Origin of the sequence: Klebsiella sp. I138, assembly GCF_051131765.1 — a bacterium.
GTDB lineage: Bacteria > Pseudomonadota > Gammaproteobacteria > Enterobacterales > Enterobacteriaceae > Klebsiella.
In genome coordinates, this window is record NZ_CP180447.1 from 4,947,987 (window position 1) to 4,970,941 (window position 22,955).

A 22,955-nucleotide genomic window follows, 5' to 3' on the forward strand; every position below is an offset into this window, starting at 1 on the left:
CAGGACAAAGCTTCAGTTTCTTCTCGCTGATCAGCCCGGATGTTATTCTCCGGTCTGTTCCGTCAGATGAGGCGGACATTTTTTCTGCACCAGGCCAGGATAGTAACCTGTTTGGTGGTGGTGTGTCAGGCGGCAGAGGGCGCGTTACGTGTATCACCCCACCGCAAGAGTCACGGTATTTTTCGATACATTGCGTGAATTCATCGGACACCCTGCAAGATGGTCAACACTTCGCTGTCAGCTCTGACGACGTGAGCCACATTGTCGTCATTACATTATATGAACGTCTGCTCCTCGCTCAGAGCGGACGATGGTTCCTTGCAGTAATCCCTCCTATTAGGCCTCGCCAAAATTGCATTCAAACTTTAATCTTCATCGGCTTTTCAGTGAGGATCCGACTTCAGGGGTTTTCGGATCTCTGTGAGAAGATAAAGAAACTAATGCTACTAAAGTAATAATACTCAGTTATTGTTGCTTTTATTTCATTATTGTCAGAAAGGCAATAATCATCACGCTCTGTTGCGGTAATCCGCAAGCCGGAAAAGAAAGCCGCCCCTCTCATGCGTAACCCGTTACATGCGCTTCGGGTTCAGATCAAATATTGATTAACCTGTTACGGAAATAAAATGAAGCCGGAACGGGATCGCCTTAATATAAAAAATTATTCAAAGCCTTCGGGCATTCATCAGCAACCGAATAAAGGTATCAGGGAATGTATCCTGTATTTGAGAATGGCTCCTGCTGGGTCAAGGTGGATTTTCATCTTCATACCCGTGCAGATAAAGAATTTCGCTATGCCGGAGGATCCGACAGGTATATTCGCGACTACGTCAGTGCCCTGAAAGCGGCTGAAGTGGGCGTCGGCGTGATCACCAATCACAATAAATTCGATCCCGGTGAGTTTAAGGCACTGCGCAAAGCCGCGCGCCATGAAGGTATGGAGCTGCTCCCCGGCGTGGAGCTGTCCGTTAATGATGGCCAGGCCGGTGTGCACACACTCGTGGTGTTTGCTGATGAGTGGTTTATCAATCCGCAGCAGACAAACCATATTGAAAGTTTCCTGACGGCCACGTTTGCGGGCGTTGATAATTTTGAGAACGAAAATGCCCGTTCAACAGAAAATATCACACAGACCATCCAGCGCCTTGACCGGTACGAACGGGATTACTTTATTGTGTTTGCCCACGTGGAGGCCCCTAACGGGTTATGGGGCGGGCTGAGCCCTGGCCGGATCGGGGAGCTTTTTGATAATGAGCTTATCCGCCGGCGCGTAACGGGATTTCAGAAGGTGATGACCCACGACCTGCGGGTCAAAATTAAGGGCGTGCTCGGTGAACGCTATCCTGCCGAAGTCCAGGGATGTGATGCCAAAACGCTGGATCACATTGGTGCCAGAAAAGTCGCCAGCTATCTGAAACTGGGAGATTACAGTTTTGAGGCTGTCCGATTTGCGCTACAGGATTTCCCGCACCGCGTCAGCGGGGAGAAACCGGCACTGAACCACAGCCATATCCGCCAGATAGCATTCGAGGGAGCCGGTTCGCTTGGCGGAACCGTGGTGAAATTATCGCCGGAGCTGAACACCCTGATAGGGATCCGCGGCAGTGGAAAATCCTCCATCCTTGAAGGGATCCGGTATGCACTGGACATTCCGTTTGGCGAGAAGGCTTCTGACCGCGATTACAAAGAAAATCTGGTCAGTAATTTACTCAAAAGCGGGGGGAAGATCACCGTCGATGCCGTGTGCCGTCACGGACGGGCCTATCAGATAACCCGCATCTTCGGCCAGGAGCCGCAGGTTATTTTTGACGGTCAGGCCCGGCACGGGGTGGCGCTACGGGAAACGGTGCTGCACAAGCCGGTGTATTTTGGCCAGAAAGACCTGTCCAATACCGGCGCGGGATTTGAACACGACCTGATTGAAAAACTGGTCGGGGAGCGCCTGGCCACCATGCGGAACAAAATTCGCCAGCAGGAAGAAGTCGTCCTCGACAGGTTACGCGAATATCGTCGTCTGAAAACATCAGGTGAAACACTCACCGAATGGCAGGCGAAAGAGAAGGATGCGCAGTTCCGACTGCGATTTTATGCCCAGCACGGTATGGAAGAAAAACTGGCACGTCAGACCACCTTCGGACGGGATGAGCGCTACCTCAGCAGTACCACTGAACGGGCAACCCGGGCGCTGGACAGTCTGCAGGATGGGATCAGGGAAACACTCGATGAGCTGAAACAGGAGCAGAAACATGAGTCCGCCCATAACCAGGCAGACATTGATGATTACAGTGCGGGATATGATCGCTTCATGGCCCATCTCGGCTCGCTGAACACCATCGTGGACGGCGCCCGCCGGCTGCTTACTTACCTGATTGAACGTCATGGGGAGGTCGCCTCCCGGGACGATATTCTTGAGACGGTCTGGACGATGCACGGGCTGCGGTCATCCAATAACAGCCTGAACAAATATATTGCCGACCTGCGAAAAATATTCGTAAATCTGGAGCTCGGGACGGAGGTGATTATAACCGTACCCAAAGTCGGCTTTATGATGTCCCGTGATGTGGACATTGAAATAAAACAAACGGATGATGATGTCTTTCCCTTACAGTCGCCTGAAGAAGCTCTGCCCGTCATCAGTCAGAAACGGTATATCCCCCCGTTAAGAATATTGGTCCTGACCGCGGTAATCATCACCGGGGGCGTGGTATCCCTGTTTTCCGATTCTGTTCTTAAGCTTGAGTTATTTGGCAGGAATGAAATTCCTGAAAGCCCGGTATTTTATCTGGGTGACGTGGACGGCTGTAAAATAATGACCCTGCAGCCGGGCTCGGAGAAAATGACGCCGGTAAAACTGACTCTGGCTCGTGAAGTGATGAAACACGCCAATATATTCTGTACGCCGGACACTGAAATTTATTTCCAGCCCTCAGATCCAGCCGTGTATGGCGATAAGGGGCGTGTATTTCTTTCTCGCTGCACATTTAACAAATTTGCAAAAGGAAAGTTTGCGGCATGTAAAAACTATTATGGTGTAAATTACAGAAATGAATAAAAAGATAAAATATGTCTTCGTTGCGGTGTTTTTATTGGTCACTCTGGCTGTTATTTTCAGCATCCTCCAGAAACGTTCCAGTGAAGTATTTTCTGACACCTGCACGAGCGTTTTCAGCATGGAAAATCTTTCTTCATCCTTTACGTCCTCCGTGGATACAATGATAGTTTTTCGTCGCGATAAATCAGCGTATATCGCGTTTTCTGGCCAGCTTAACGCTGACAACCGGACAATGATTTTATCGAGAGACATACATTTTCATTACGAAAAAGACAGCAGGAATGTGTATCAAATGAATCATATATCGACGGTAAAACATGCCGCAGATAATACGTCAGATGCCATAATGGACGCCTTATTTTTTAGTATCAGCAAAGAAAAAGTGCGCTATATGACCGTTGACAGAATAAACAATGCCTACGTCATTGGTAATCTTCATTCCCCGGTATTTATGTGTGTTGTAAAACAGACCTGAACTTGACTGCCGGCGGGGGAATCGACAAGACTGCGGACCTGCTGTTTCTGCAGCGGGTCCGGCAGACCGGGAATGCCGTCCTCCGCAGCCGGCCGGTTGCAGCCACCCAGGGACAACGTCAGCACCCGGCGATAGCCGATTACGCATGTCCCGAAACCGTAAAGCGGCCGCGCGGACACGGGATATCATGACCGGTAACAGAGAACATCTGGCCACGGTGACTGCCTGGAACGACCCCAGCGGGGTGACGCAGTCATAAGCACAGGCAACGTCAATCTCATGGTCACCTGCGTCAACGCAAAAACGTGCCTGCAGGTGATGCGGTCTTTCCGGATGAACGTGACGTGGAGAGAGCTTACGGGCTCTGGCTGGAAAGGCTGGAGCAGGGCAGCTGCGGCGCGTAACGGTGCCGAAATGTGGGTGATTTCAGCTGACCTGGAGCTACTGCACGTATCAGACCCGGTGGTTTCGTACGAGGCTACGTTCTCCTCGATGCCGTTCTGCCATCGCACTCACTGGGAACGGCTGACAACGCGACCGCCTGCGGAACGGCGGTGTGCCTCCCTGAAGACGCTGATGCAGGCAGGGCCTGACGATCGGTTTGTGGGGGCCGCCTCTCCGGTGTACCTCCGTGCCGTCGAATCGGACCTGCTCGCGGGAAGAGGGGGCTCAGTGCGCCTGAACAGCGGCAGGTTGTCACCTCAAAAGGCTACCAGGGCAGCCTGAAGGACAGTGTCAGATATACGAACGCAGGCGTGATGAAGAAGCTCAATACCAACATGACAGGCCTCAACATCAGTTATGCCCTGCAGCTCATTTCCCGGTAGGCAGTGTAATAAACTTACTGCGATTTTCTCAGCTTCTTAATCTTTTCCCTGGCGCGTTCCCTGTGTTCATCGCTGATAAGGCCCACCGGCTCACCGTTAAGATTGAAACGGTGAGTTCCTTCCACAACTGACATGACATAGCGCGCACTCTGGGTGTATCTGACCAGATACTGCTTAATCTGAACTTCAGAAATACACCGTAATTTTAGTAATGGCTTCCAGTTGCGGTAAAATACCCTTATCCATTCAAAATGCCAGGGCACAGATAGCTGGCTGATGCGATTTCCCTTTTTTCTCCGGCCCTGGTAATCAAAAAACCAGTCCTAAGGCTGGTTCTCCTGAATTCAGCCGCACCGTGTCCGAATGGCCCTGATTGTGGAAGATAGCGTATCGTCAGGCACTGTAGCTAATTTAGGACATCAGATAGGGTGGGTGATGATCTCCCGCTGTAAATCCGAGGCGATATTGACGGTGTTTTGCCGCAGCGAGATAAACACGTTACGCATCAGGTCCTCTTCCGCGTGCAGGTCAATCACGTGAACGCTGATGAATACGGGTGCCCGCGAGCGGGTTTTCAGGTAGCTCAGTGACGTCAGGGGCGGGTTTGCCGGGCCCTGCAACTGGTGGAGCTCTGCCTTCGGATCACTGCAGGCGCAGTGGATCTGGATTTTTTTCCCCATCAGGGTGCGGAACGGCACCGCGAGTGTCCGCCCCATCGGACTGACGAAGCATTCGCTGAAGTAAAACATCGGGTCGCTTTCGTCATAATCGCGCAGGGGCAGGTAGCTCCCGGTGGTCACCAGCCTTTCGCCGTCAATGTGCAGGATGTTATCCAGTTGACGGCGGTGCGGGTTGGTCACGCGGGTGATATCCACCACCATGTATTCATATACGACCACCTTGCGACGATAAACAATGTCCCGGTAGGCGTGGGTGTTCCACTCTATGTGGGTCAGGCTGGGCACATCGGCCGGGGGCTCACGCCAGTCCACCTCGACCGTCACCTCGGCGTACTTTTCCGTCTCCGTAAAGCTCAGTGTCTGTGGACTGGCGGGCGGCTGGTTGGACTCTTCTGCACACAGGACGTTATGGGTAAGCGTGTTTTTGTAGTAGCTGTAGTGCATTGGGGCCCCGTAACCGGTGGTCCCCATATCAGGAAGAATGGCCACGTTCTGGTCGTAAATGATGAGCCCGGGCTTATCGTAGTGATCGTGCTCGCCCCCGTAGGGGGTGTGCTTGACGACCACGGCCCGACCCTGCTCTGGATTGCGGAAGATAGTGATGCCGTTATCCGGGTCGTGATAGTTGCCCGTCTCCCGGACCGGCTCCGTGATGCGCAGCCGCGGATCGCCGTACAGGAAGGCACCCAGGCTGGTCCGGGGCTCCTTGTCATAGATGATGGAGAGCATGCGCGCAAAGTTGTCTTCCCCATAACAGGCGTAGGCAAACTCGTAAAGGTCAGGATAGGTCACTGTATCCTTCATCGGGATACAGTCATTAAATGCGGGCTCGGTGTCGTCCGGCATCAGCAGCTTAATGGGCAGGTCGAGCATTTTCCTGTAGTACGGCTGGCTCATCAGGCTGTAGTCCTGATGGGCATAGCGGACCATACGCTCAAATTCGAAGAAGCCCTGAAGGGCATAATAGTGATAGTGCAGGGAGCCTTCAAACCACAGACCGCCTTTGAGGACCCCGCACCTGAGCTGGTCGTGCAGGCCCCAGACCGCATTGACGCCGGTCTGTAGATAACGGGGGTCATCCAGCACTGCGCCGGTCATGGCCAGCGCACTGTTGATCCGTACTTCATGGTTATGCAGCTGCTTCCAGCGCTTACTGATGAGAAATTCGGCGCAGGCCCGGAGTAAATCACGCTCGATGGTGGTTCGTTCTGCCGGGGCCAGTGCGTCATAAATAAGATCGTAGCCCTTCACAAACCCGGACAGACACAGGGCTTCACAGAGCGTCTGGGCATTCATTTTCCCGGGGCCGTTATAGGGGATCCCACCGTGCTCGGCATAGCCGGGGTAGTAGCGCGCGTACGCCATGAGGATATCCCGCACTATCGTGAAATAGACCTTCTCCCCGGTCAGCATCCAGGCGATACCCAGTTCATAACAGGCCCGGGCGTTCAGGTCGTTGAGTTTTCGCCACCAGGCGCCCCGGTACGGTTCCCCCGTCAGAACTTCGTTATCGACCGGGCAATGGTAGGCTTCCGGCGAGAGCCGGTCCCAGATAAGCGGGACGCCATGTTTCGGACAGTAGTAGAAGAGCTCCCAGCTGGCACATCCTGTTTCGGGGACCAGAACGGGGTGGTTAAGCACGACCTCATTGTCTTTGAGTATTTTTTTAAGGATGCGCGGATCGTCGAGGCTGGCCTGTCTCAGGCGCTGGATATCGGACGGACTGAACTGTTTCATGATGTTTTCTCCTGGTGGGTCAGAGACCCGGGTTAAGGACAGAGTCACGGAGGGGAGCGGAGCGGGGAATGCTGAGTAGGGTCCAGAGCAGGGCGGCCCCGATAAGATCGAGGAAGCCCAGCACGTCGAAGACCAGGCTATAGCCGATCCTGGCCACGGCGGCCCCGATCAGCAGCGTCCCGATAAATCCCCCCACACCGCCGACCAGCCCGGCAAACCCGGTGACGGTGCCAACCTCGTCCTCGCTGAAGAACTCGGCAGACATGCTGATCACCGTGATGGAGGCACACTGGTGGGCGAACCCGGCGACGCAGAAGAGGGTGATGGCCATTCCGGTGGTGGTGACAAAATTGAGCAGCGGGATGAGCGTCATCAGGCAGGCCGCCAGGGTGAAGGTGATGCGCTTGGCGTTGATGAGGGTGACTCCACGCCGGTGAAGCCACTGGGCAAACAGGCCCGCAAAGAGGCAGCCTGCGTCAGCGGTGAGAAACGGCAGCCAGGCGAAGAGGGCAATTTGCTTCAGATCCAGATGGCGGATGGTGACCAGATAGAGGGGCATCCAGAAGCCCAGCGCGGCCCAGGTGGGGTCCGCAAACAGGCGGGGCAGGGAGATGGCCCAGAGGTTCCGCCGGGGCAGCATTGTTTTCAGCGAGACGCGGTGCGTGACTTTCGTGCGCTTTGCTTCGCGGCCAATCAGAGCGAGCTCTTCTTCTGTTATGAGGGCATGCTTTTCCGGGGCGCGATAGGCAATCAGCCAGAGCACGGACCAGACAATCCCGAAGACGCTCGCCACGACAAAGGCGATGCGCCAGTTGTAATGGATGATGGACCAGGCGACCACGGGCGGAGCGAGCATGGCCCCGGCTGAAGTGCCGATGCTGTAGATCCCACAGGCCAGGCCGCGCTCCCGGGGCGGGAACCACTGGGCGGAGACTTTCATCCCGGCAGGATTGAAGGTAGATTCGGTGAGGCCAATACCCATCCGGAGTATCATTATGGGGAGCCAGGAGCTGAAGAAACCGGTCAGCGCGTTAAAGACGGACCAGAGGATGGCCATCATGGCGAAAACCCAGCGTACGCCGAACCGGTCCATGATATAGCCGGCGCCGACTCCGCCCACAGGGTAAGCAAGGTTAAAGGCGGCGGTGATCCAGGCGTACTGCTGTTCGGTAAAGCCGATGTCCTTCAGCATGGTCGGGGCAGCGATACCAAGAGTATTACGGGACAGGTAGTTAGTAATGGTACCCATCATAACCAGGACAATAATGTACCATCGTAGATTCTTAATTTTCATTTCCAGGGCATCCTTTTCTATCCGTTAATGCGTTAGTTTTGGTGTCCTGCCTGAATAACGCGTGAGCGAAGCCGTTGCCCGTATACGAAATAAAGGCCAGAGACGAAATCGGGTAGTACTGTCAGTCAGGTTATGTGTGGGTTCCGATACCTCCCCGTGCATGGGTATTGGTCAGTTTCAGGCAACAGTTATCCCCACCCGGTAAGGGGGTGATGAGCCGTTCACTGTATCCTTTCGGTCCGGTGCGTTATCCCCCGTGGTCGGCTATCCGCGTACCGGCCCCCTCATCAGCCGTGCGTCAGGTAAACAGTCCGGTGGCGCAGAGCCAGCCGATAATGACGGCCAGCGGTCCCGTCAGCTGGCGGGAGAGTAAAAAAGCCGGTACTCCGGCGGCGATAGTGGCCCGGCTGGCTCCCTGAATAGCCAGCCCCACTTGAATGAAATCGCATCCGACCTGCACGTTGATGGCGAACAGGGCGGGTAGAGCCAGGGCGGGAGGCAGGGTCCCGGCCCCGATCTGCGTCCCGATAATCACTCCAGCCACCTGCGTGAAGGCCGCCCCCGGCCCGAGCAGCGGGGACAGGAACGGGAAGCTGCAGATGACCGAGAGCAGCAGGAGTCCCCAGACCGAGCCCACGAGCGGGGTCAGCAGGTGTTCCATGGCGGCCCCCAGGGTTGAGTTTTCGGCGAGGGCCATCAGCAGGGCGATCAGGGCCATAAAGGGCAGGATGTCGCGCAGTGATACCTGAATGGCCTCCCGGGCTGTATCGCGTAACAGGGGGAGCACTTCCCCCACCCACAGGGCCAGACGAACCTCCCCGGCGGCAAGGCACTTAATCCCGCGTGGCGCGGGTGGCGAATGGCGGATCACTGGCCCGGACTCCCTTATGGGCGATGAGACCGGATCGGGCACGGTGTGTATGTCCGCCCGGGCGATTTCGGAGAGGGTCACTCCGGAGACATAGGTGGCATCGGTGATGACGCTTGCGAGATGGCCGTTGTAGCGGCCCGGCCGGACGTTGATTACCGGAATGCGCTTCTGAGGATAAAGGCCACAGAGCAGGGAGCCCGGGTCGTCGAGCACCACGCAGAGCAACCGTTCATCGGGGGGCAGGGTGGAATAGCCGTTGATCAGCTCGGACTCGGTCAGGGCCGCCAGCTCGATGGCGACGGGATGAAAATCCCCGCCTGTGAGACACAGGATGATCCGGCCGCTGCGTAGCGGAAGCCAGAAGCCTGTGCCGCTGCCCCCGGGGCCGGGGGTGATGTGGATCAGCTCCATGGATAGCCCTCCTCGATGATGAATGCGCCCCACAGATCGGCAAGCTCTGAAGTCGGACTGCCCGGATGCAGGACCCCGTCGTGGAGAGGCACATGTGCATGTTCGAAGAACATGACCAGTATGCCGTCCCCGGATAGAGACTCCCGCACCAGTGAGCGGCAGTCTTCCACATGGGTTCCTTGTTTGATGATGAGGGTGGGGTAGCGTTGCATCAGCGTTTCCCTCGTGAGGTGATCCGCAGAAAGATCCACTCTGTGACCATTCCCCGGATAAGGCAGATCAGCACGCCAGTCAGGAGATAGCGCAGGACCAACTGGGTCACGGGCAGGCCATGGTTCCGAAGTCCGGCCGTAATGCTTAGCCAGGCGACCAGTTCAGGGGTCACTACCCCCGGGAAGGCGGTGGACAGGGGATGGGCAAGGGTGGTGAGTGCATCCTCGAAGCCGGGCTTACTTTTCTCCGGCAACACGAACCCGAGGGCCAGCGCCCCTGGAGCCCGGAGCAGCAGCCAGCCAATCACTGGCAACAGCCCGTAGGTGAGCACCCTGGAACGGCCACAAAGCCGGGCGAGGGCTTCTGTTTGCGCGGTACCTACGAGGCGCAGGGTCACAGTGAGCAGGATCCGCATGAACAGAAATACGGGCAGTATGGTGATGGCCAGCGTGAGAAAATGTCCGCTGGCGCTCTGGATAAAGGTAAGGATGCCGTCGTTCAGGCTGAGCAGTTCCATGTCCAGTCCTCTGTCTGGAGAAAAAAAACCGTGGCCCTGGCAAACCGACCAGGAGGAGCCAGCATGGCTGATACAACAGTCAGAGACCCCGGACACAGTGGCGGTACAGACTCAAGCACCTGCTTAGTTTTTTTCAGGGCGAGCGCAGGCGTGGCATTTCAGCCCTGTTTATGCGATTCTCAGAAGTTAAGTTTGCAGAAATACAATGTCTGCAATGAGATGAATGACTATAAGATAACAAAGTTAACTTTAAATGTGAATCTTAACTTTTATCTCGTGAAAATATTATTAATTGATTAATAATCAACGGCTTATTCTTCTGGGTAACTGAAATGGATATTAAGAACGAAGAAAATCGAGAAGAAGATCACAAATTCCAGTTTGGAAGAAGATTGGCTCAAGCTATGCTGCTTACAAAGCATTCTAATGCGGCCTTAGCCAAGGCTATTGGTGTTAGTGAGCCAATGATTAAAAAATACGTGGATGGGAAAAATTTACCTAAGGCCGACGTGCTCCAAAAGATTTCACTAGTATTAGGTATTGATGTTTCTCTATTGCTTGATGCCCAGGATTCAGATGGTAATAGAGAGGATAAAGACCTTGAGTTCCTTAACCAAACATTCAAATATCTTACTGTCTTGCAAAGAAAAATAATCCTTAGACAACTTTCTGAAACCGTAACCAATCTCCTTAAACAAGAAGAAAACTACCTTACTAAGAAATGACTACGTCAGAATTCGGCCAGAGGCTGACTGATGCTATGTCTGCGACAGATGACACGGTTAGCTCACTTGTTGTCAAAACAGGTATACCTAACTCGACTATCAGGAGTTATCTGAAGGGAGACTCAGTTCCTGGGATTTTACAGCTTAAAAAATTAGCTTCTGGGATGGGCATCAAAGCAGGATGGCTATTGGGCGACGAGGATGGTCAGCCAGCATTGCGATCGGATGCTGATGCGCTTGAAAAAGATCTCGAGTTACTTAACAGTATGTTCAGATTTATGACGCCGGGACAGAGAGCCAGAATCTTAAAGCGTGTGCTTAACAGTATTTCAGGCCAACTGGATAAGGATTTTGGCGGAAGTAGGTAAGGGGAGTAGTACAGTTGTTATCGAGGAAATCATGAACTTGATTATCCGGTTAAGCGACTGACGCCCAGTTAAAGTAAACCCCAAAAAACAGAGAGCTTATTTAAACTCAATGACCCTTCTCGCCATCCGCCCCATGACATCGCCCAGTCAGTACGCCCCACGGTGTTGGGCGATGTCATGGGGCGATAGCCAGGTCGCGTTGCGGCAAAGTGCCGTAAAGCTGTGCTTCCCGGCATAAAATCCCGAACGCCTGTCAATGCGGGCTGGACGCCCTTATTTCCAGTCTCGCAGGGGTAATGTCGCGTCTGGACGCCGCGCCAAAACCCCAGGGTCAAAAGCGGCACACCGTCACGCGCTACGCGCGCCCCCCCCCCTTTAAGACGCGCGTTTCGCCTGTTTTTTTCTCGCAAGCTCCAAAAAAAACGGGAACGCTGCTTTAAAGGGGGGGGTCGCGCAACGCTACCGGCTTCTGGCCGGAGACTTAGCGGCGACGGTGTGCGGGGCAAGCCCCCCAAATAAACCGACGCGTGGGCGCGTCTTTTTGCTCGCTGGGGCGGCAAAATTTATTCGGCTCCCCCCGGCCTGCTCGGTTCCCTTTGGAGAGAACGCTCGCGGGTGGGTTCGGGCGACGCAAATTAGCCATTTCTTCGAAAAGGAATTTCCTCACCTCACGCCACTTTTTAATTTCTGCTGTTCGCATCCATTAAAAAGCCATATAAGCGCAGCCTGTCATATCGATTGTCCCTGGAATACGGGTAATGGTGGTGGGGAAAAATCCCGCTATTTTATCAAAGGGGAGTGCTCGCTCTGTTGTACTCCACCTAAGCCCTTTGTATGTTCAGAAGCGGTTTATGCTTTCGGTGCATCAGTCTGGCTCAGGCAATCTTAATCGACTTCTCAAAGCGATAAGCCGGGATGAATTGATGCTGGCAGGCATCAAGATAATCCGACCACCATTGCATCATTTGAGTTCGTTCGTCGAGGTGTTCTGCTTTATGAATATAGGCGGCACGAACGTGATTACGTTCCTGATGGCTCATCTGCCGCTCCACGGCATCTTTTGACCAGCGACCTGATTCAATCAACGCGCTACACGCTATCGTACGGAAGCCATGTCCGCAGATGTCCACTTGTGTGTCGTAACCCATCGTGCGCAGTGCCTTGTTGATGGTGTTCTCACTCATTGGCTTACGGGCATCGTGATCGCCGGGGAAGAGTAAATCCCCGTTGCCGGATAACAGTTTTAGCTGCTTCAGTACCGTTACCGCCTGTTTTGACAGCGGCACCAGATGCGGCGTTTTCATTTTTGCACCGCGTTCTGAGTAACGCACACCTGTGATGGGTTCCCGATTTGCAGGAAGTGTCCACATCGCATTATCCAGGTCGATCTCCGACCAGCGGGCAAAACGTAATTCACTGGAGCGAATAAAAATCAGCAAATTAAGCTGTACCGCCAGCCTTGTTAGCAGTCTGCCTGAATAGCTTTCTATTCTTTCCAGTAGTTCCGGTAATTTTTCCAGCGGCAGGGCAGGGTAATGGTTTTTTGGTGGCGGGGTGATAGCGCCGCAGAGGTCATTGGCCGGGTTGCTTGTAATCAATCCTTCCTGTACGGCGTAACGCATGATGACCGTGGTACGTTGCTGTATTCGTGCTGCTGTTTCCAGGCAACCTTTTTTCTCTGCTATCCGTAGCGGAATAAGCAGATCGGCAGTTTTCAGGTCAGTCACAGGGGCATTGCCGATGAACGGGAAAATGTGCAGCTCGAGTGATCGCAGGACTCTGGTGGCGTGTGCCTCACTCCAGCGAATGTTCGCGGCTACCCACTGACGGGAGACGGTCTCGAAGGTATTGCCGTTTTTTCTCGCCTGCTTGTCCTGCTGTTTCTTTACACCGGGATCGGCACCAGTGCTCAGTATTGTACGGGCTTCCTGGCGCAGTTTACGGGCCGTTGCCAGCGAGACAGTCGGGTAAGCGCCAAACGCCAGCTTTTTCTCTTTTCCGCCAAAGCGGTACTTAAGGTGCCAGAGTTTGGAACCGTTGGGTTTAATCAGCAGGTATAAACCTTGCGTGTCGCTGAGTTTGTAAGGTTTGTCGAGAGGTCTGGCGTGGCGGGTGGCGGTATCAGTCAGAGGCATTGTGGGGGCTCCGTAGTTTATCAAACCGGCAGGCCCCCAATTAAGCCCCCAAAAACTACGGATGTCAAAAAATCCGGCAGTACCTTGCGGTACTCCAGATTTTCATCAACTTACTGATTTTTCTAGGTTCCCGGACGTATAGGAACGTCCCAAAACTAAAATAGTGGTGCCCGGACTCGGAATCGAACCAAGGACACGGGGATTTTCAATCCCCTGCTCTACCGACTGAGCTATCCGGGCAACGGGGCGCATTAAAACCGATTCGCCTCGCTTCGTCAACGAAATTTATTCAAATCGACGCAGACTGCACAATCTATCACCAGATCGAATTAAAAGCACGCGCCTTCAGGTAAAAAATATCGTCCAGGCCGCTGAAATCGGCATCGCCAGCAGCAGGGCGGGCAGCATATTCACCACCGCAAACATCTTAATTCCGCAGATGCGCAGCCCTGTTGCCAGCAGCAGCATACCGCCAACGGCAGTAAAATCTGCCATCATCATCGGCGTGGTCAGTGGCATGATCAGCGAGGCGCAGGCCGCCAGCGACAGCTGGATAGCCAGCATCGGCAAGCAAATTGCTGCAACGGCAAACCCAAGGGTGCAGGCGAAAATCGTGGCGGTGAAAAAATCGAGAAAAGCTTTGGCGATCAGAATGCTGGCATCGCCGGTCATCCCTTCGCGCATGGCGCCGAAAATGCCGGTACCGCTGGCGCAGAACAGGACAATAATGGCGACGTAGCTCTGAATAAATGACGTATTCAGCGGCGCCTTTTTGTTGCCTTTCGGCGTCAGCCACTGCTGAAGCTTGCTGACCAGCGTGTTGATGCCTTTTTCCATATTGCAGGCTTCGCCAAGTAGCGTCCCGACCAGCGTGGAGAGCACCATCACCGGCAGGTTGGCACACTTGATAACCAGCAGAATACCAATCCCCAACGAGGCCAGACCAAAAATAGAGGTCATCGATGTGCGAATCCGCTCCGGCAACCTCTGGCTCAACAGCGCGCCCAGTACGCCGCCTAAAAGGACCGCACCGGCATTAATAAAAGGTCCTGTCACCACAGTAGAGCTCCTGTTAATTATCCCTGATAACAGCATTATTATGACCCGAAAGCCCGGCAAAGGCCTGTAATTCCGTCGGGTATTTGCATACAGATTTCATCTTGCACGGGTATGTCAAAGGTGACATTATTGCGCGAATTTTCTTCTCTTCAACTGTGAGGCCGTCGGTGATAACTCTATCCGTACATCGTCATTGCCGCTGCGCGCAGATGCGTAAGTCGCCTCATCTTGCTACTCTGCATTCTGATCCCCTGCACCTCATGCGGTGAAGACAGCGCATGCTCACTGCAGGACAACAGTAAGATCGGACCCGGTCTGCTTTTACTGATGTCTGGCGGTCGGAGCTGGAATCCAGTCGGACCCTGACATTTCGTTGGGCAAGGCAGAAATGCCTTGTCTGAAGCCTTTTACTCTCCGGAAACGGGTATTCGCGCTAATGAAATCAATGCACATTGCCGCCAGCCACGCGCTGGTCTCTCATCTCTCCACCCACCGTCGCGTGGTGGCGCTGGACAGTACTGATTTTACCGATGTGGCGGCAGTCGTCATTACCGCAGCGGACAGCCGCAGCGGCATCCTTGCTCTGCTTAAACGCAGCGGCTTTAACCTGCCGGTCTTCCTGCTGACCGATACCGATATGGCAACGCCAGACGGCGTGACGGCAACGATCGGCGGGAAAGAACAAGAATGGCTGGAGCTGGAAGCTGCTGCCTGCAGCTATGAAGAGAACCTGCTACCGCCATTTTTCGATACCCTGACGCAGTACGTCGAGATGGACAACAGCACCTTTGCCTGTCCAGGACATCAGCACGGAGCCTTCTTTAAAAAGCATCCGGCGGGTCGTCAGTTTTTTGACTTTTTTGGTGAGAACGTCTTTCGTGCCGATATGTGCAATGCCGATGTGAAGCTGGGCGACCTGCTGATCCACGAAGGCTCGGCAAAGCATGCGCAGAAGTTCGCGGCGAAGGTCTTCAATGCCGACAAAACCTATTTTGTTCTCAACGGCACCTCGGCGGCGAATAAAGTGGTCAGCAACGCCCTGCTGACCCGCGGCGATCTGGTGCTGTTTGACCGCAACAACCATAAATCCAACCATCACGGCGCGCTGATTCAGGCGGGGGCTACGCCGGTGTATCTTGAAGCCTCGCGAAACCCGTTTGGCTTTATCGGCGGTATTGATGATCACTGCTTTGATGAACGCTACCTGCGCGATCTGATTCGGGAAGTGGCGCCGGAGAAAGCCGATGCGCCACGTCCGTTTCGCCTGGCGATCATTCAGCTTGGCACCTACGACGGGACGGTCTACAACGCCCGTCAGGTGGTCGATAAAATTGGCAGCCTGTGCGATTACATCCTGTTTGACTCCGCATGGGTAGGCTATGAGCAATTTATCCCGATGATGGCCGACTGCTCGCCGCTGCTGCTGGATTTGAATGAAAACGATCCGGGCATTTTTGTTACCCAGTCAGTGCATAAGCAGCAGGCGGGGTTCTCGCAAACGTCGCAGATCCATAAGAAGGATAACCACCTGCGCGGCCAGGCGCGGTTCTGCCCGCATAAGCGGCTGAATAATGCCTTTATGCTGCACGCCTCTACCAGCCCGTTTTACCCGCTGTTTGCGGCGCTGGATGTGAACGCCAAAATCCATGAAGGAGAGAGCGGTCGCCGGCTGTGGTCAGAGTGCGTGGCGCTGGGCATTGACGCTCGTAAAGCGATTATCACCCGCTGCAAAATGATTCAGCCGTTTATTCCACCGGTGGTTGCAGGGCGTCCGTGGCAGGATTACTCCACCGAGACAATTTCCCGCGAGCGGCGTTTCTTTAGCTTTGAACCCGGCGCACGCTGGCATGGTTTTGACGGTTATGCCCGCGAGCAGTACTTTGTCGACCCTTGTAAGCTGCTGTTGACTACCCCGGGCATTGATGCCGAAAGCGGTGACTACACCGCATTTGGGATCCCGGCGACGATTCTGGCGCACTACCTGCGCGAGAACGGTATCGTACCGGAGAAGTGCGATCTGAATTCGATCCTGTTTCTGCTGACGCCGGCAGAGAGCGCGGAAAAGCTGGCCCAGTTGGTGGTGATGCTGGAGCAGTTTGAACAGCACATCGAAGCCGACACGCCGTTGGCCGACGTCCTGCCGACCATCTATAACAAGTACCCCGTCCGCTATCGCGATTACACCCTGCGCGAGCTGTGCCAGGAGATGCACGATCTGTACGTCAGCTTTGACGTGAAGGATCTGCAAAAAGAGATGTTCCGCAAGCAGAGCTTCCCCCACGTGGTGATGAACCCGCAGGATGCTAACCGCGAGTTTATTCGCGGCAACGTTGAGCTGGTGCGTTTAAGCGAGGCCGAAGGCCGGGTGGCTGCTGAAGGGGCGCTGCCGTATCCGCCGGGCGTACTGTGCGTGGTTCCGGGAGAAGTCTGGGGCGGGGCGGTGCTGCGTTATTTCCTGGCCCTGGAAGAGGGCGTCAATATGCTGCCCGGTTTCTCGCCGGAGCTGCAAGGGGTATACAGCGAGACCGACTCTGACGGTATCAAACGTCTGTACGGCTACGTGCTAAACCAGGACGCCACGCGCCTTTCTTAACCTGACGCCGATCCTCTCCCGCGACGTGCCGGGAGAGGTTTTTTGGTCACTCAAACCGTGCTGCGCTTATACATCCTGCGCGGATGGCCTATCTTGCCGTATAGCATCTCTACGCTCAGAAAACCGCTCTCTACGCAGTGTTCCAGATAGCGGCGGGCGGTCGTCTTACTCAGTCCCGTCGCGCTCGCAACCTCGTCCACTGAAAAGCAGTTCGCGGTATGCTGACTAAACAGCTGCTCTACCCGCGCCAGCGTATTGCCCTCAATGCCTTTGCTACCGTTATCCTGGCGGTAGTTTTTTGCCTGCAGCTGATACAGCGAATCCACGTTTTGCTGATCGACAATCTTCCACACCCGCTGCTGCTCGGCGAACTGAATAAAGCGTTCCAGCGACTGGCTGAGGCGTTTCCATGACACCGGCTTGAGGATATAGTCGAACGCGCCGTTGCGGATCGCAAGGCTACAGGTATTCATATCGCTGGCGGCGGTGATAAAAATAACCGAACAGTGGGTACGCGCCAGCATTGCATTGCCGATAAGCGTGATACCTTTTCCGTCTGGCAGGTAATTATCCAGCAGCACCAGCTGCGGCCGCTTGCTCTCAATTTGCGCCTGGGCATCGGTCAGGGAGGATGCGATCCCCACCAGCCGCAGGTCCGGATGTTTGCCAATCAGCTCCGCGTGCAGCTGTGCCAGCGTGTGCTCGTCTTCCACGATCAGTACATCAATAAGTTCATGTTGCATAGTCGGTCTCTTCCAGTTCCAGTGCCGGGCGTCTGGCGGTTCCCGTGGTGGGAATAAACAGTGAGAAAATTGCACCTCGCGGCATATTGTCGGCGACTTCGATAGACCCGCCTGCCTGGGTGACATAGCTGTCGATCAGGTACAGCCCGATACCATGATCGCCGTGGGTTTTGGTGGTAATACCGCGCTCAAATATTCGTTCGCGAAATGCCGGCGTAATACCGATACCCTGGTCGGCGACCTCCACGATCAGCTCCTGGCTGTTAAGCTTTATCAGGACTTCTACCGGCGCGTGCGGCAGCGGCGCACGCTGCGTCGCTTCAATGGCGTTATCCAGCAGGTTACCGATAATCGAAATCAGCTCTGATTCGGCGAGCGGGGCGAAGGGTTTGTCCATCAGGCAGGCCGGATCGAAGTGAAGTTCGACGCCTTTTTCGCGGGCGCGGGAGGCCTTGCCCAGCAGCAGGCCGCACAGCGTGGGCGAGCGAAAGCGCGATGAGATAAAGTCCAGCAGCTCCTGGGCATGTTCTGACTGGGCCTGAATATAGTGAATAGCTTCCTTGTAGCGTCCCATATGCAGCAGACCGGAGAGTGTGGTCATACGGTTCAGCTGCTCGTGGCGCATGATGCGCAAATTGTCGACGTAGCGTTTCACCTGGCTGAGCTGTGCGCTGAGCGTATCTATCTCATTGCGATCGCGGAAGGTAATGACCCAGCCCTGCAGCGAATCCTCCAGCATGATTCGCACGCGGCTGGCGATCACCGTGAGATCGTTGAACCGGCAGATTTCATCATGTGTATCCTGCTGTAGCATCGTTTTCAGCGTGAAGAAGGGGACGGGAGCAATCACCTGACTGATTCGCCGGCCGCGCAGCTGGCGAACAGGCTGGCTCAGATCCAGCAGCTTCCGGGCTGCCTGGTTGATCACTTCGATCCGCAGATGGTCGTCGATGGCGATCACCCCTTCGTAGATCGACTCCATCATCGCTTTTTGCTGGCGCACCAGCAGGCCTATCTCACGTGGCTCCAGTGAGAAGATTTGCTTCTTGATGCTGCGGGTGAAAAACCACGAGAACACAAACAGGGCGAGCAGTAGCAGAACGGCGGCGATCAGGATATTGACGACTTTACTGACGGTAATGGTATCGAGGTAGCTGGTAAGATAGCCGACGGAGACAATACCGACCACCTGACCCTCATCGTTCAATACTGGCGCTTTGCTGCGTAGAGAAATCCCCAGTCCTCCCTGGCGAATGGTCGTCGTGGTATTACCATTCAGTACCGCTTCGTTGTCGCCACCGACGAGCTGCGTGCCAACCCGGTCGGCAAATGCGGAGTGAAACAAATGACGGCCCTTGTTATCTCCGACGACAATAAAACTGGCATCGCTCCGGGCTGCTATTTCATTCATAAACTGAGTAATGGCTGGAATATCTTTTCTGGCGACGCTTTTTCGTAATGAAGGAATGATGGCGATTTCTTCGGCCTGTATTTTTGCGCGGGTGCTCATTTCCATATATAGCTGTTTTTCAACATCAGTATAATAATAGCCGCCCAGCAGTGCAAAAAGCACTGAGAAAAAGACCGTCAACGAAATAAACAGCTTTATTTGAAATGATACTTTCATGACTATCACGCGCGGTATCAATGGAAGTCGTTAATGTATCATCTTTTTTCCCGCTGGCATCTGGTTTGCTGGAAACTTGTGATCCTTTGCACAAGCGCCAGATAGCAGGAAATTGTCGTAGCGAAAGCAGATCTTAAATTTACGTTAATAAATGTTATTTGTTTGTTCAATTTGGAAAATAAACCATAAAAACCACGCCAATAAATAAATCATGAATCACATTAAATAAAAGAAACCATTAAAACCATAGCAGCCATTAAAGTTTCGATTTTAATATGCTGAGCCTCACATTAAGTCTGCTTTTGGCACATTAAGATGCCAGCACAAAATAACCAAGGGGCTTAATGATGAGCACGACTGACGATTCTTTCTCTGTTACCCAGGACCCAATTGATATTCACAAACCGTCGCTCAAAGAGCGCTGGTGGCATATTATGGATAGCTGGAAAATTGGGATTATTCCTTTACCACTGTTTGTTCTTGCCGGGCTGCTTATCGCCATCGATTGTCTGGGCGGCAAGCTGCCGAGCGATATCGTGGTGATGGTAGCCACGCTGGCGTTTTTTGGTTTTGCCTGCGGCGAGTTCGGCAAGCGCCTGCCGATTGTCGGCAAACTCGGCGCAGCAGCGATTTGCGCGACCTTCATCCCCTCGGCACTGGTCTACTATGGCCTGCTGCCGGACGTGGTGGTGGAGTCCACCACCAAATTCTACAAATCCACCAACATCCTCTATCTCTACATCTGCTGCATTATTGTCGGCAGCATCATGAGCATGAACCGCACCGTGCTGATCCAGGGTTTTCTGCGCATCTTCTTCCCGATGCTGTGCGGTGAAATCGTCGGCATGATCGTCGGGATGGGCGTGGGCCTGGCGCTCGGTCTTGAGCCGTTCCAGATCTTCTTCTTTATCATACTGCCGATTATGGCGGGTGGCGTGGGCGAGGGGGCGATCCCGCTCTCTATAGGTTATGCGACGCTGCTGCATATGGATCAGGGCGTAGCGCTGGGCCGCGTGCTGCCGATGGTCATGCTGGGCGGCCTCACCGCCATTATTATCTCCGGCTGCCTGAACCAGCTCGGTAAGCGCTATCCGCACCTGACCGGTGAAGGCCAACTGATGCCAAACCGTGCCAATACCGATGAAACCGCTTCTCAGCCCGCCTCTTCTGGAAAAGTAGACGTCACCACCATTGCTTCTGGCGCCCTGCTGGCCGTGCTGCTGTATATGCTGGGGATGCTGGGCCATAAGCTGATTGGCCTGCCTGCGCCGGTTGGCATGCTGTTTATGGCGGTGCTGGTGAAACTGTTTAACGGCGTTTCCCCGCGCATTCTTGAAGGTTCTCAGGTGGTCTACAAATTCTTCCAGACCTCTGTGACCTATCCCATCCTGTTTGCCGTTGGCGTGGCGATCACCCCGTGGCACGAACTGGTCGCCGCCTTCACCGTCAGCAACCTGCTGGTGATTATCAGCACCGTCTCCGCGCTGGTGGCGACCGGCTTCTTCGTCGGTAAAAAAATTGGTATGCATCCGATTGATGTCGCCATCGTCTCCTGCTGCCAGAGCGGACAGGGCGGAACCGGCGATGTGGCAATTCTGACCGCCGGCAACCGTATGAGCCTGATGCCGTTCGCCCAGATTGCCACCCGTATCGGCGGTGCGATTAACGTCTCCGTCTCGCTGCTGATTCTGGGCAACTTCCTCGTTTAAGTTTTCAGGAAAAAACAATGAAACTCGCAAGCTTTATCTATCAGGGTATTCGCAGCTTTGGCATCGTCAAAGCGGAAGGGATGATTGATTTAGGTCGCCGCCTGGGCGATCGCTACGGCGACCTGAAGGCGCTGTTGCAGGGCAACGGCCTGGCGGAAGCCAGCCGCTATCTTAACGATACGGTGGATGTGCCAATGTCGGCTGTGACCTTCCTGCCGGTGATTGAGCAGCCTGAAAAAATTCTCTGCGTCGGCATGAACTACGCCGAAAAGCGCAAAGAGTTCGATCAGCACAATCCGGCGCCGACGCTGTTTGTCCGCTTTCCCGATTCCCAGACCGCCCACAATGCGCCGGTGTTGAAACCGCGCCACTCCAGCGAATTCGACTATGAGGGCGAGCTGGCGGTGATTATCGGCGAAGGCGGTGAGAATATCCGCCGCGAGGAGGCGCTGCGCCACGTTGCGGGCTACAGCTGCTACATGGATGGCTCCGCTCGCGACTGGCAGCACAGCTGGTTTACCGCGGGAAAAAACTGGCGGCAGACCGGCGCATTCGGCCCGTGGATGGCTACCGCTGATGAGATCCCGGATCCGCATCAACTGGCGATCCGCACCTGGCTGAACGGGCGGATGGTTCAGGATGACAACACCAGCAGCATGATCCACAAGGTGGCGGATCTGATCGAGTATATCAGTACGTTCACCCGCTTAAGTCCGGGCGATGTGATCATTACCGGATCGCCCGGCGGAGTAGGGAAAAAGCGCAATCCGCCGCTGTTTATGCAAGAGGGCGATCGCATTGAGGTTGAGATCGAGCATATCGGCCATCTCAGCAATGTGATCATGGAAGCGCCAGCCAACATGCTGACGACGGCACACTGAGTAAGGCGTGATGATGGACTCGCAACCCGCTATCGACTTTCGTCTCACGGAAGTGGCCCGACACCCGGAACGTCTGAGTCAGATTCGCTATCTGCTGACGGACAGCGGTCTGGGGATGGATAACGACATCACGCTGTTTATTGAGGCCTGGTCCGGCGGGCAGCTGGTGGGCTGTGCGGGGCTAGCCGCCAACGTTATCAAATGCGTGGCGGTCGATGAGCAGCTGCGCGGTGTCAACCTTAGCGCGCGGCTGCTGGCGGAAGTGGAAAACGTCGCCCTGGCGCGCGGCCACTTCCACCTTTTCCTGTGCACCCGACCGCGTAACGAGGAGCGCTTTGCCCGCAGCGGCTTCTGGCCTGTCGCCCGGAGTGGCAGTAACGCGGTATTGATGGAAAACACGCCGCAGGGCATCACGCGCTACTGCCGCTCGCTCAGCAGCCAGCGCCGGCCCGGCCAGGATATCGGGGCGATTGTGATGAACGCCAACCCGTTTACGCTCGGCCACCGTCATCTGGTGGAGCAGGCGGCGGCACGCTGCGACTGGCTGCATCTGTTTGTGGTACGCGAAGATGCCTCCTTCTTTCCGTTCAGCGCCCGTCTGGAGATGGTCCGGGCCGGAGTGGCGCATCTGCCGAATGTTTCCGTCCACGAAGGCTCGCAGTACATCATTTCCCGCGCCACTTTCCCGGCCTACTTCCTCAAAGAGAGCGGCAAAGTGCAGCAGGCGTGGAGCGAAATCGACGTGCTGATCTTTCGCGACTACATCGCGCCGTCCCTTGGCATTACCCATCGTTTTATCGGCTCTGAGCCGTTTTGCGATATCACCCATCAGTACAACCAGACATTACACGAGCTCCTGGCGGGCCATATCAACGTTGAGGAGATGGCCCGCATCAAGGCGGGCGGAAGCGCTATCTCGGCCTCGGAAGTCCGCCGTTTACTTAAGACAGAACAGTATTCTCGTATTCGGGACATTGTCCCGGAATCTACTTTCGCGCATCTCGAAGCGCACTACAGCGCGGAAGTCGCTTAACTATC

The 22,955-nt window shown here is 54.7% G+C and carries 17 protein-coding genes, 1 tRNA gene and 1 pseudogene; 8 read left to right on the top strand and 11 right to left on the bottom strand.

All coding sequences use genetic code 11. From position 1 onward, the window contains the following. Positions 1-712: 712 nt before the first annotated feature. Together ACMYSK_RS23175 and ACMYSK_RS23180 are read left to right on the top strand one after the other, a co-directional pair. Positions 713-2,491, top strand: a pseudogene (locus ACMYSK_RS23175) (AAA family ATPase); the annotation flags it as partial. Between the two features lie 553 nt (positions 2,492-3,044). Beyond that, positions 3,045-3,527, top strand: coding sequence for a FidL-like protein (locus ACMYSK_RS23180; RefSeq protein WP_434638748.1), 483 nt, complete (start codon positions 3,045-3,047; stop codon positions 3,525-3,527). Between the two features lie 841 nt (positions 3,528-4,368). On the opposite strand, the gene ACMYSK_RS23185 is transcribed toward ACMYSK_RS23180, so the two are convergent. From ACMYSK_RS23185 to ACMYSK_RS23210, 6 genes are all read right to left on the bottom strand, one after another. Beyond that, the gene (locus ACMYSK_RS23185; RefSeq protein WP_434644295.1) at positions 4,369-4,488 is read right to left on the bottom strand and encodes a ProQ/FINO family protein; all 120 of its coding nucleotides are present in this window, start codon (positions 4,486-4,488) and stop codon (positions 4,369-4,371) included. Between the two features lie 285 nt (positions 4,489-4,773). Further along, positions 4,774-6,771 (bottom strand): heparinase II/III domain-containing protein, encoded by a 1,998-nt coding sequence (locus tag ACMYSK_RS23190; RefSeq protein ID WP_434638749.1) that lies wholly within the window; start codon positions 6,769-6,771, stop codon positions 4,774-4,776. A 19-nt stretch (positions 6,772-6,790) separates the two neighbouring features. Continuing rightward, entirely contained in the window at positions 6,791-8,065 is a 1,275-nt protein-coding gene (locus tag ACMYSK_RS23195; RefSeq protein WP_434638750.1) for an MFS transporter, read from the bottom strand. Between the two features lie 298 nt (positions 8,066-8,363). After that, entirely contained in the window at positions 8,364-9,347 is a 984-nt protein-coding gene (locus ACMYSK_RS23200; protein ID WP_434638751.1) for a PTS glucitol/sorbitol transporter subunit IIB, read from the bottom strand. Beyond that, a complete protein-coding gene (locus ACMYSK_RS23205; protein WP_434638752.1) occupies positions 9,338-9,559 on the bottom strand; it encodes a hypothetical protein in 222 nt (73 codons plus the stop codon). Before ACMYSK_RS23205 ends, ACMYSK_RS23200 begins: the two co-directional genes overlap by 10 nt. After that, entirely contained in the window at positions 9,559-10,077 is a 519-nt protein-coding gene (locus ACMYSK_RS23210; protein ID WP_434638753.1) for a PTS glucitol/sorbitol transporter subunit IIC, read from the bottom strand. The genes ACMYSK_RS23205 and ACMYSK_RS23210 overlap by 1 nt, the downstream gene beginning before the upstream one ends. Positions 10,078-10,409: 332 nt before the next feature. On the opposite strand from ACMYSK_RS23210, the gene ACMYSK_RS23215 reads away from it, so the two are divergent. Both ACMYSK_RS23215 and ACMYSK_RS23220 read left to right on the top strand, forming a co-directional pair. Continuing rightward, positions 10,410-10,802 (top strand): helix-turn-helix domain-containing protein, encoded by a 393-nt coding sequence (locus ACMYSK_RS23215; protein WP_434638754.1) that lies wholly within the window; start codon positions 10,410-10,412, stop codon positions 10,800-10,802. 35 nt (positions 10,803-10,837) lie between these two features. Continuing rightward, positions 10,838-11,170 carry a hypothetical protein gene (locus ACMYSK_RS23220; protein ID WP_434638755.1) on the top strand — a complete coding sequence of 111 codons (333 nt, stop codon included), beginning with the start codon at positions 10,838-10,840 and terminating at the stop codon, positions 11,168-11,170. Between the two features lie 875 nt (positions 11,171-12,045). Here ACMYSK_RS23220 and ACMYSK_RS23225 read toward each other — a convergent pair. From ACMYSK_RS23225 to ACMYSK_RS23235, 3 genes are all read right to left on the bottom strand, one after another. After that, on the bottom strand, positions 12,046-13,305 hold the full coding sequence (locus tag ACMYSK_RS23225) for a tyrosine-type recombinase/integrase (protein ID WP_434644300.1): 1,260 nt from the start codon (positions 13,303-13,305) through the stop codon (positions 12,046-12,048). A gap of 164 nt (positions 13,306-13,469) precedes the next feature. Next, positions 13,470-13,545: transfer RNA gene (locus tag ACMYSK_RS23230), tRNA-Phe, on the bottom strand. A 105-nt stretch (positions 13,546-13,650) separates the two neighbouring features. Further along, positions 13,651-14,364 carry a DUF554 domain-containing protein gene (locus tag ACMYSK_RS23235; protein ID WP_434638756.1) on the bottom strand — a complete coding sequence of 238 codons (714 nt, stop codon included), beginning with the start codon at positions 14,362-14,364 and terminating at the stop codon, positions 13,651-13,653. Between the two features lie 436 nt (positions 14,365-14,800). Here ACMYSK_RS23235 and ACMYSK_RS23240 point away from each other — a divergent pair, with 436 nt between their 5' ends. Next, positions 14,801-16,957: an ornithine decarboxylase gene (locus tag ACMYSK_RS23240; RefSeq protein ID WP_434638758.1), complete on the top strand. Its 2,157-nt coding sequence runs from the start codon at positions 14,801-14,803 to the stop codon at positions 16,955-16,957. Between the two features lie 50 nt (positions 16,958-17,007). Here the strand turns inward: ACMYSK_RS23240 and ACMYSK_RS23245 are convergent, their stop codons facing one another. Together ACMYSK_RS23245 and ACMYSK_RS23250 are read right to left on the bottom strand one after the other, a co-directional pair. Then, complete coding sequence (locus ACMYSK_RS23245) at positions 17,008-17,700, bottom strand: response regulator (protein ID WP_434638759.1); 693 nt, start codon at positions 17,698-17,700, stop codon at positions 17,008-17,010. After that, positions 17,690-19,327, bottom strand: coding sequence for an ATP-binding protein (locus ACMYSK_RS23250; RefSeq protein ID WP_434638761.1), 1,638 nt, complete (start codon positions 19,325-19,327; stop codon positions 17,690-17,692). The genes ACMYSK_RS23245 and ACMYSK_RS23250 overlap by 11 nt, the downstream gene beginning before the upstream one ends. Positions 19,328-19,674: 347 nt before the next feature. Here ACMYSK_RS23250 and ACMYSK_RS23255 point away from each other — a divergent pair, with 347 nt between their 5' ends. The 3 genes from ACMYSK_RS23255 to citC are packed head-to-tail and all read left to right on the top strand — an operon-like array spanning position 19,675 to position 22,950. Next, positions 19,675-21,036, top strand: a complete 1,362-nt coding sequence (locus ACMYSK_RS23255; RefSeq protein ID WP_434644302.1) for a 2-hydroxycarboxylate transporter family protein — start codon at positions 19,675-19,677, stop codon at positions 21,034-21,036. 17 nt (positions 21,037-21,053) lie between these two features. Continuing rightward, positions 21,054-21,917, top strand: a complete 864-nt coding sequence (locus ACMYSK_RS23260; protein WP_434638762.1) for a fumarylacetoacetate hydrolase family protein — start codon at positions 21,054-21,056, stop codon at positions 21,915-21,917. Positions 21,918-21,930: 13 nt separating this feature from the next. Then, on the top strand, positions 21,931-22,950 hold the full coding sequence (citC, locus tag ACMYSK_RS23265; protein WP_434644304.1) for a [citrate (pro-3S)-lyase] ligase: 1,020 nt from the start codon (positions 21,931-21,933) through the stop codon (positions 22,948-22,950). Positions 22,951-22,955 lie beyond the last annotated feature (5 nt).

Coding starts and splice junctions, on each gene's coding strand:
- ACMYSK_RS23185 (WP_434644295.1), bottom strand. CDS start 4,488: ATGTCAGTTGTGGAAGGAACTCACCGTTTCAATCTTAACGGTGAGCCG.
- ACMYSK_RS23255 (WP_434644302.1), top strand. CDS start 19,675: ATGAGCACGACTGACGATTCTTTCTCTGTTACCCAGGACCCAATTGAT.
- ACMYSK_RS23195 (WP_434638750.1), bottom strand. CDS start 8,065: ATGAAAATTAAGAATCTACGATGGTACATTATTGTCCTGGTTATGATG.
- ACMYSK_RS23245 (WP_434638759.1), bottom strand. CDS start 17,700: ATGCAACATGAACTTATTGATGTACTGATCGTGGAAGACGAGCACACG.
- ACMYSK_RS23215 (WP_434638754.1), top strand. CDS start 10,410: ATGGATATTAAGAACGAAGAAAATCGAGAAGAAGATCACAAATTCCAG.
- ACMYSK_RS23220 (WP_434638755.1), top strand. CDS start 10,838: ATGTCTGCGACAGATGACACGGTTAGCTCACTTGTTGTCAAAACAGGT.
- ACMYSK_RS23260 (WP_434638762.1), top strand. CDS start 21,054: ATGAAACTCGCAAGCTTTATCTATCAGGGTATTCGCAGCTTTGGCATC.
- ACMYSK_RS23205 (WP_434638752.1), bottom strand. CDS start 9,559: ATGCAACGCTACCCCACCCTCATCATCAAACAAGGAACCCATGTGGAA.
- ACMYSK_RS23190 (WP_434638749.1), bottom strand. CDS start 6,771: ATGAAACAGTTCAGTCCGTCCGATATCCAGCGCCTGAGACAGGCCAGC.
- ACMYSK_RS23250 (WP_434638761.1), bottom strand. CDS start 19,327: ATGAAAGTATCATTTCAAATAAAGCTGTTTATTTCGTTGACGGTCTTT.
- ACMYSK_RS23210 (WP_434638753.1), bottom strand. CDS start 10,077: ATGGAACTGCTCAGCCTGAACGACGGCATCCTTACCTTTATCCAGAGC.
- ACMYSK_RS23200 (WP_434638751.1), bottom strand. CDS start 9,347: ATGGAGCTGATCCACATCACCCCCGGCCCCGGGGGCAGCGGCACAGGC.
- ACMYSK_RS23180 (WP_434638748.1), top strand. CDS start 3,045: ATGAATAAAAAGATAAAATATGTCTTCGTTGCGGTGTTTTTATTGGTC.
- ACMYSK_RS23225 (WP_434644300.1), bottom strand. CDS start 13,305: ATGCCTCTGACTGATACCGCCACCCGCCACGCCAGACCTCTCGACAAA.
- citC (WP_434644304.1), top strand. CDS start 21,931: ATGGACTCGCAACCCGCTATCGACTTTCGTCTCACGGAAGTGGCCCGA.
- ACMYSK_RS23240 (WP_434638758.1), top strand. CDS start 14,801: ATGAAATCAATGCACATTGCCGCCAGCCACGCGCTGGTCTCTCATCTC.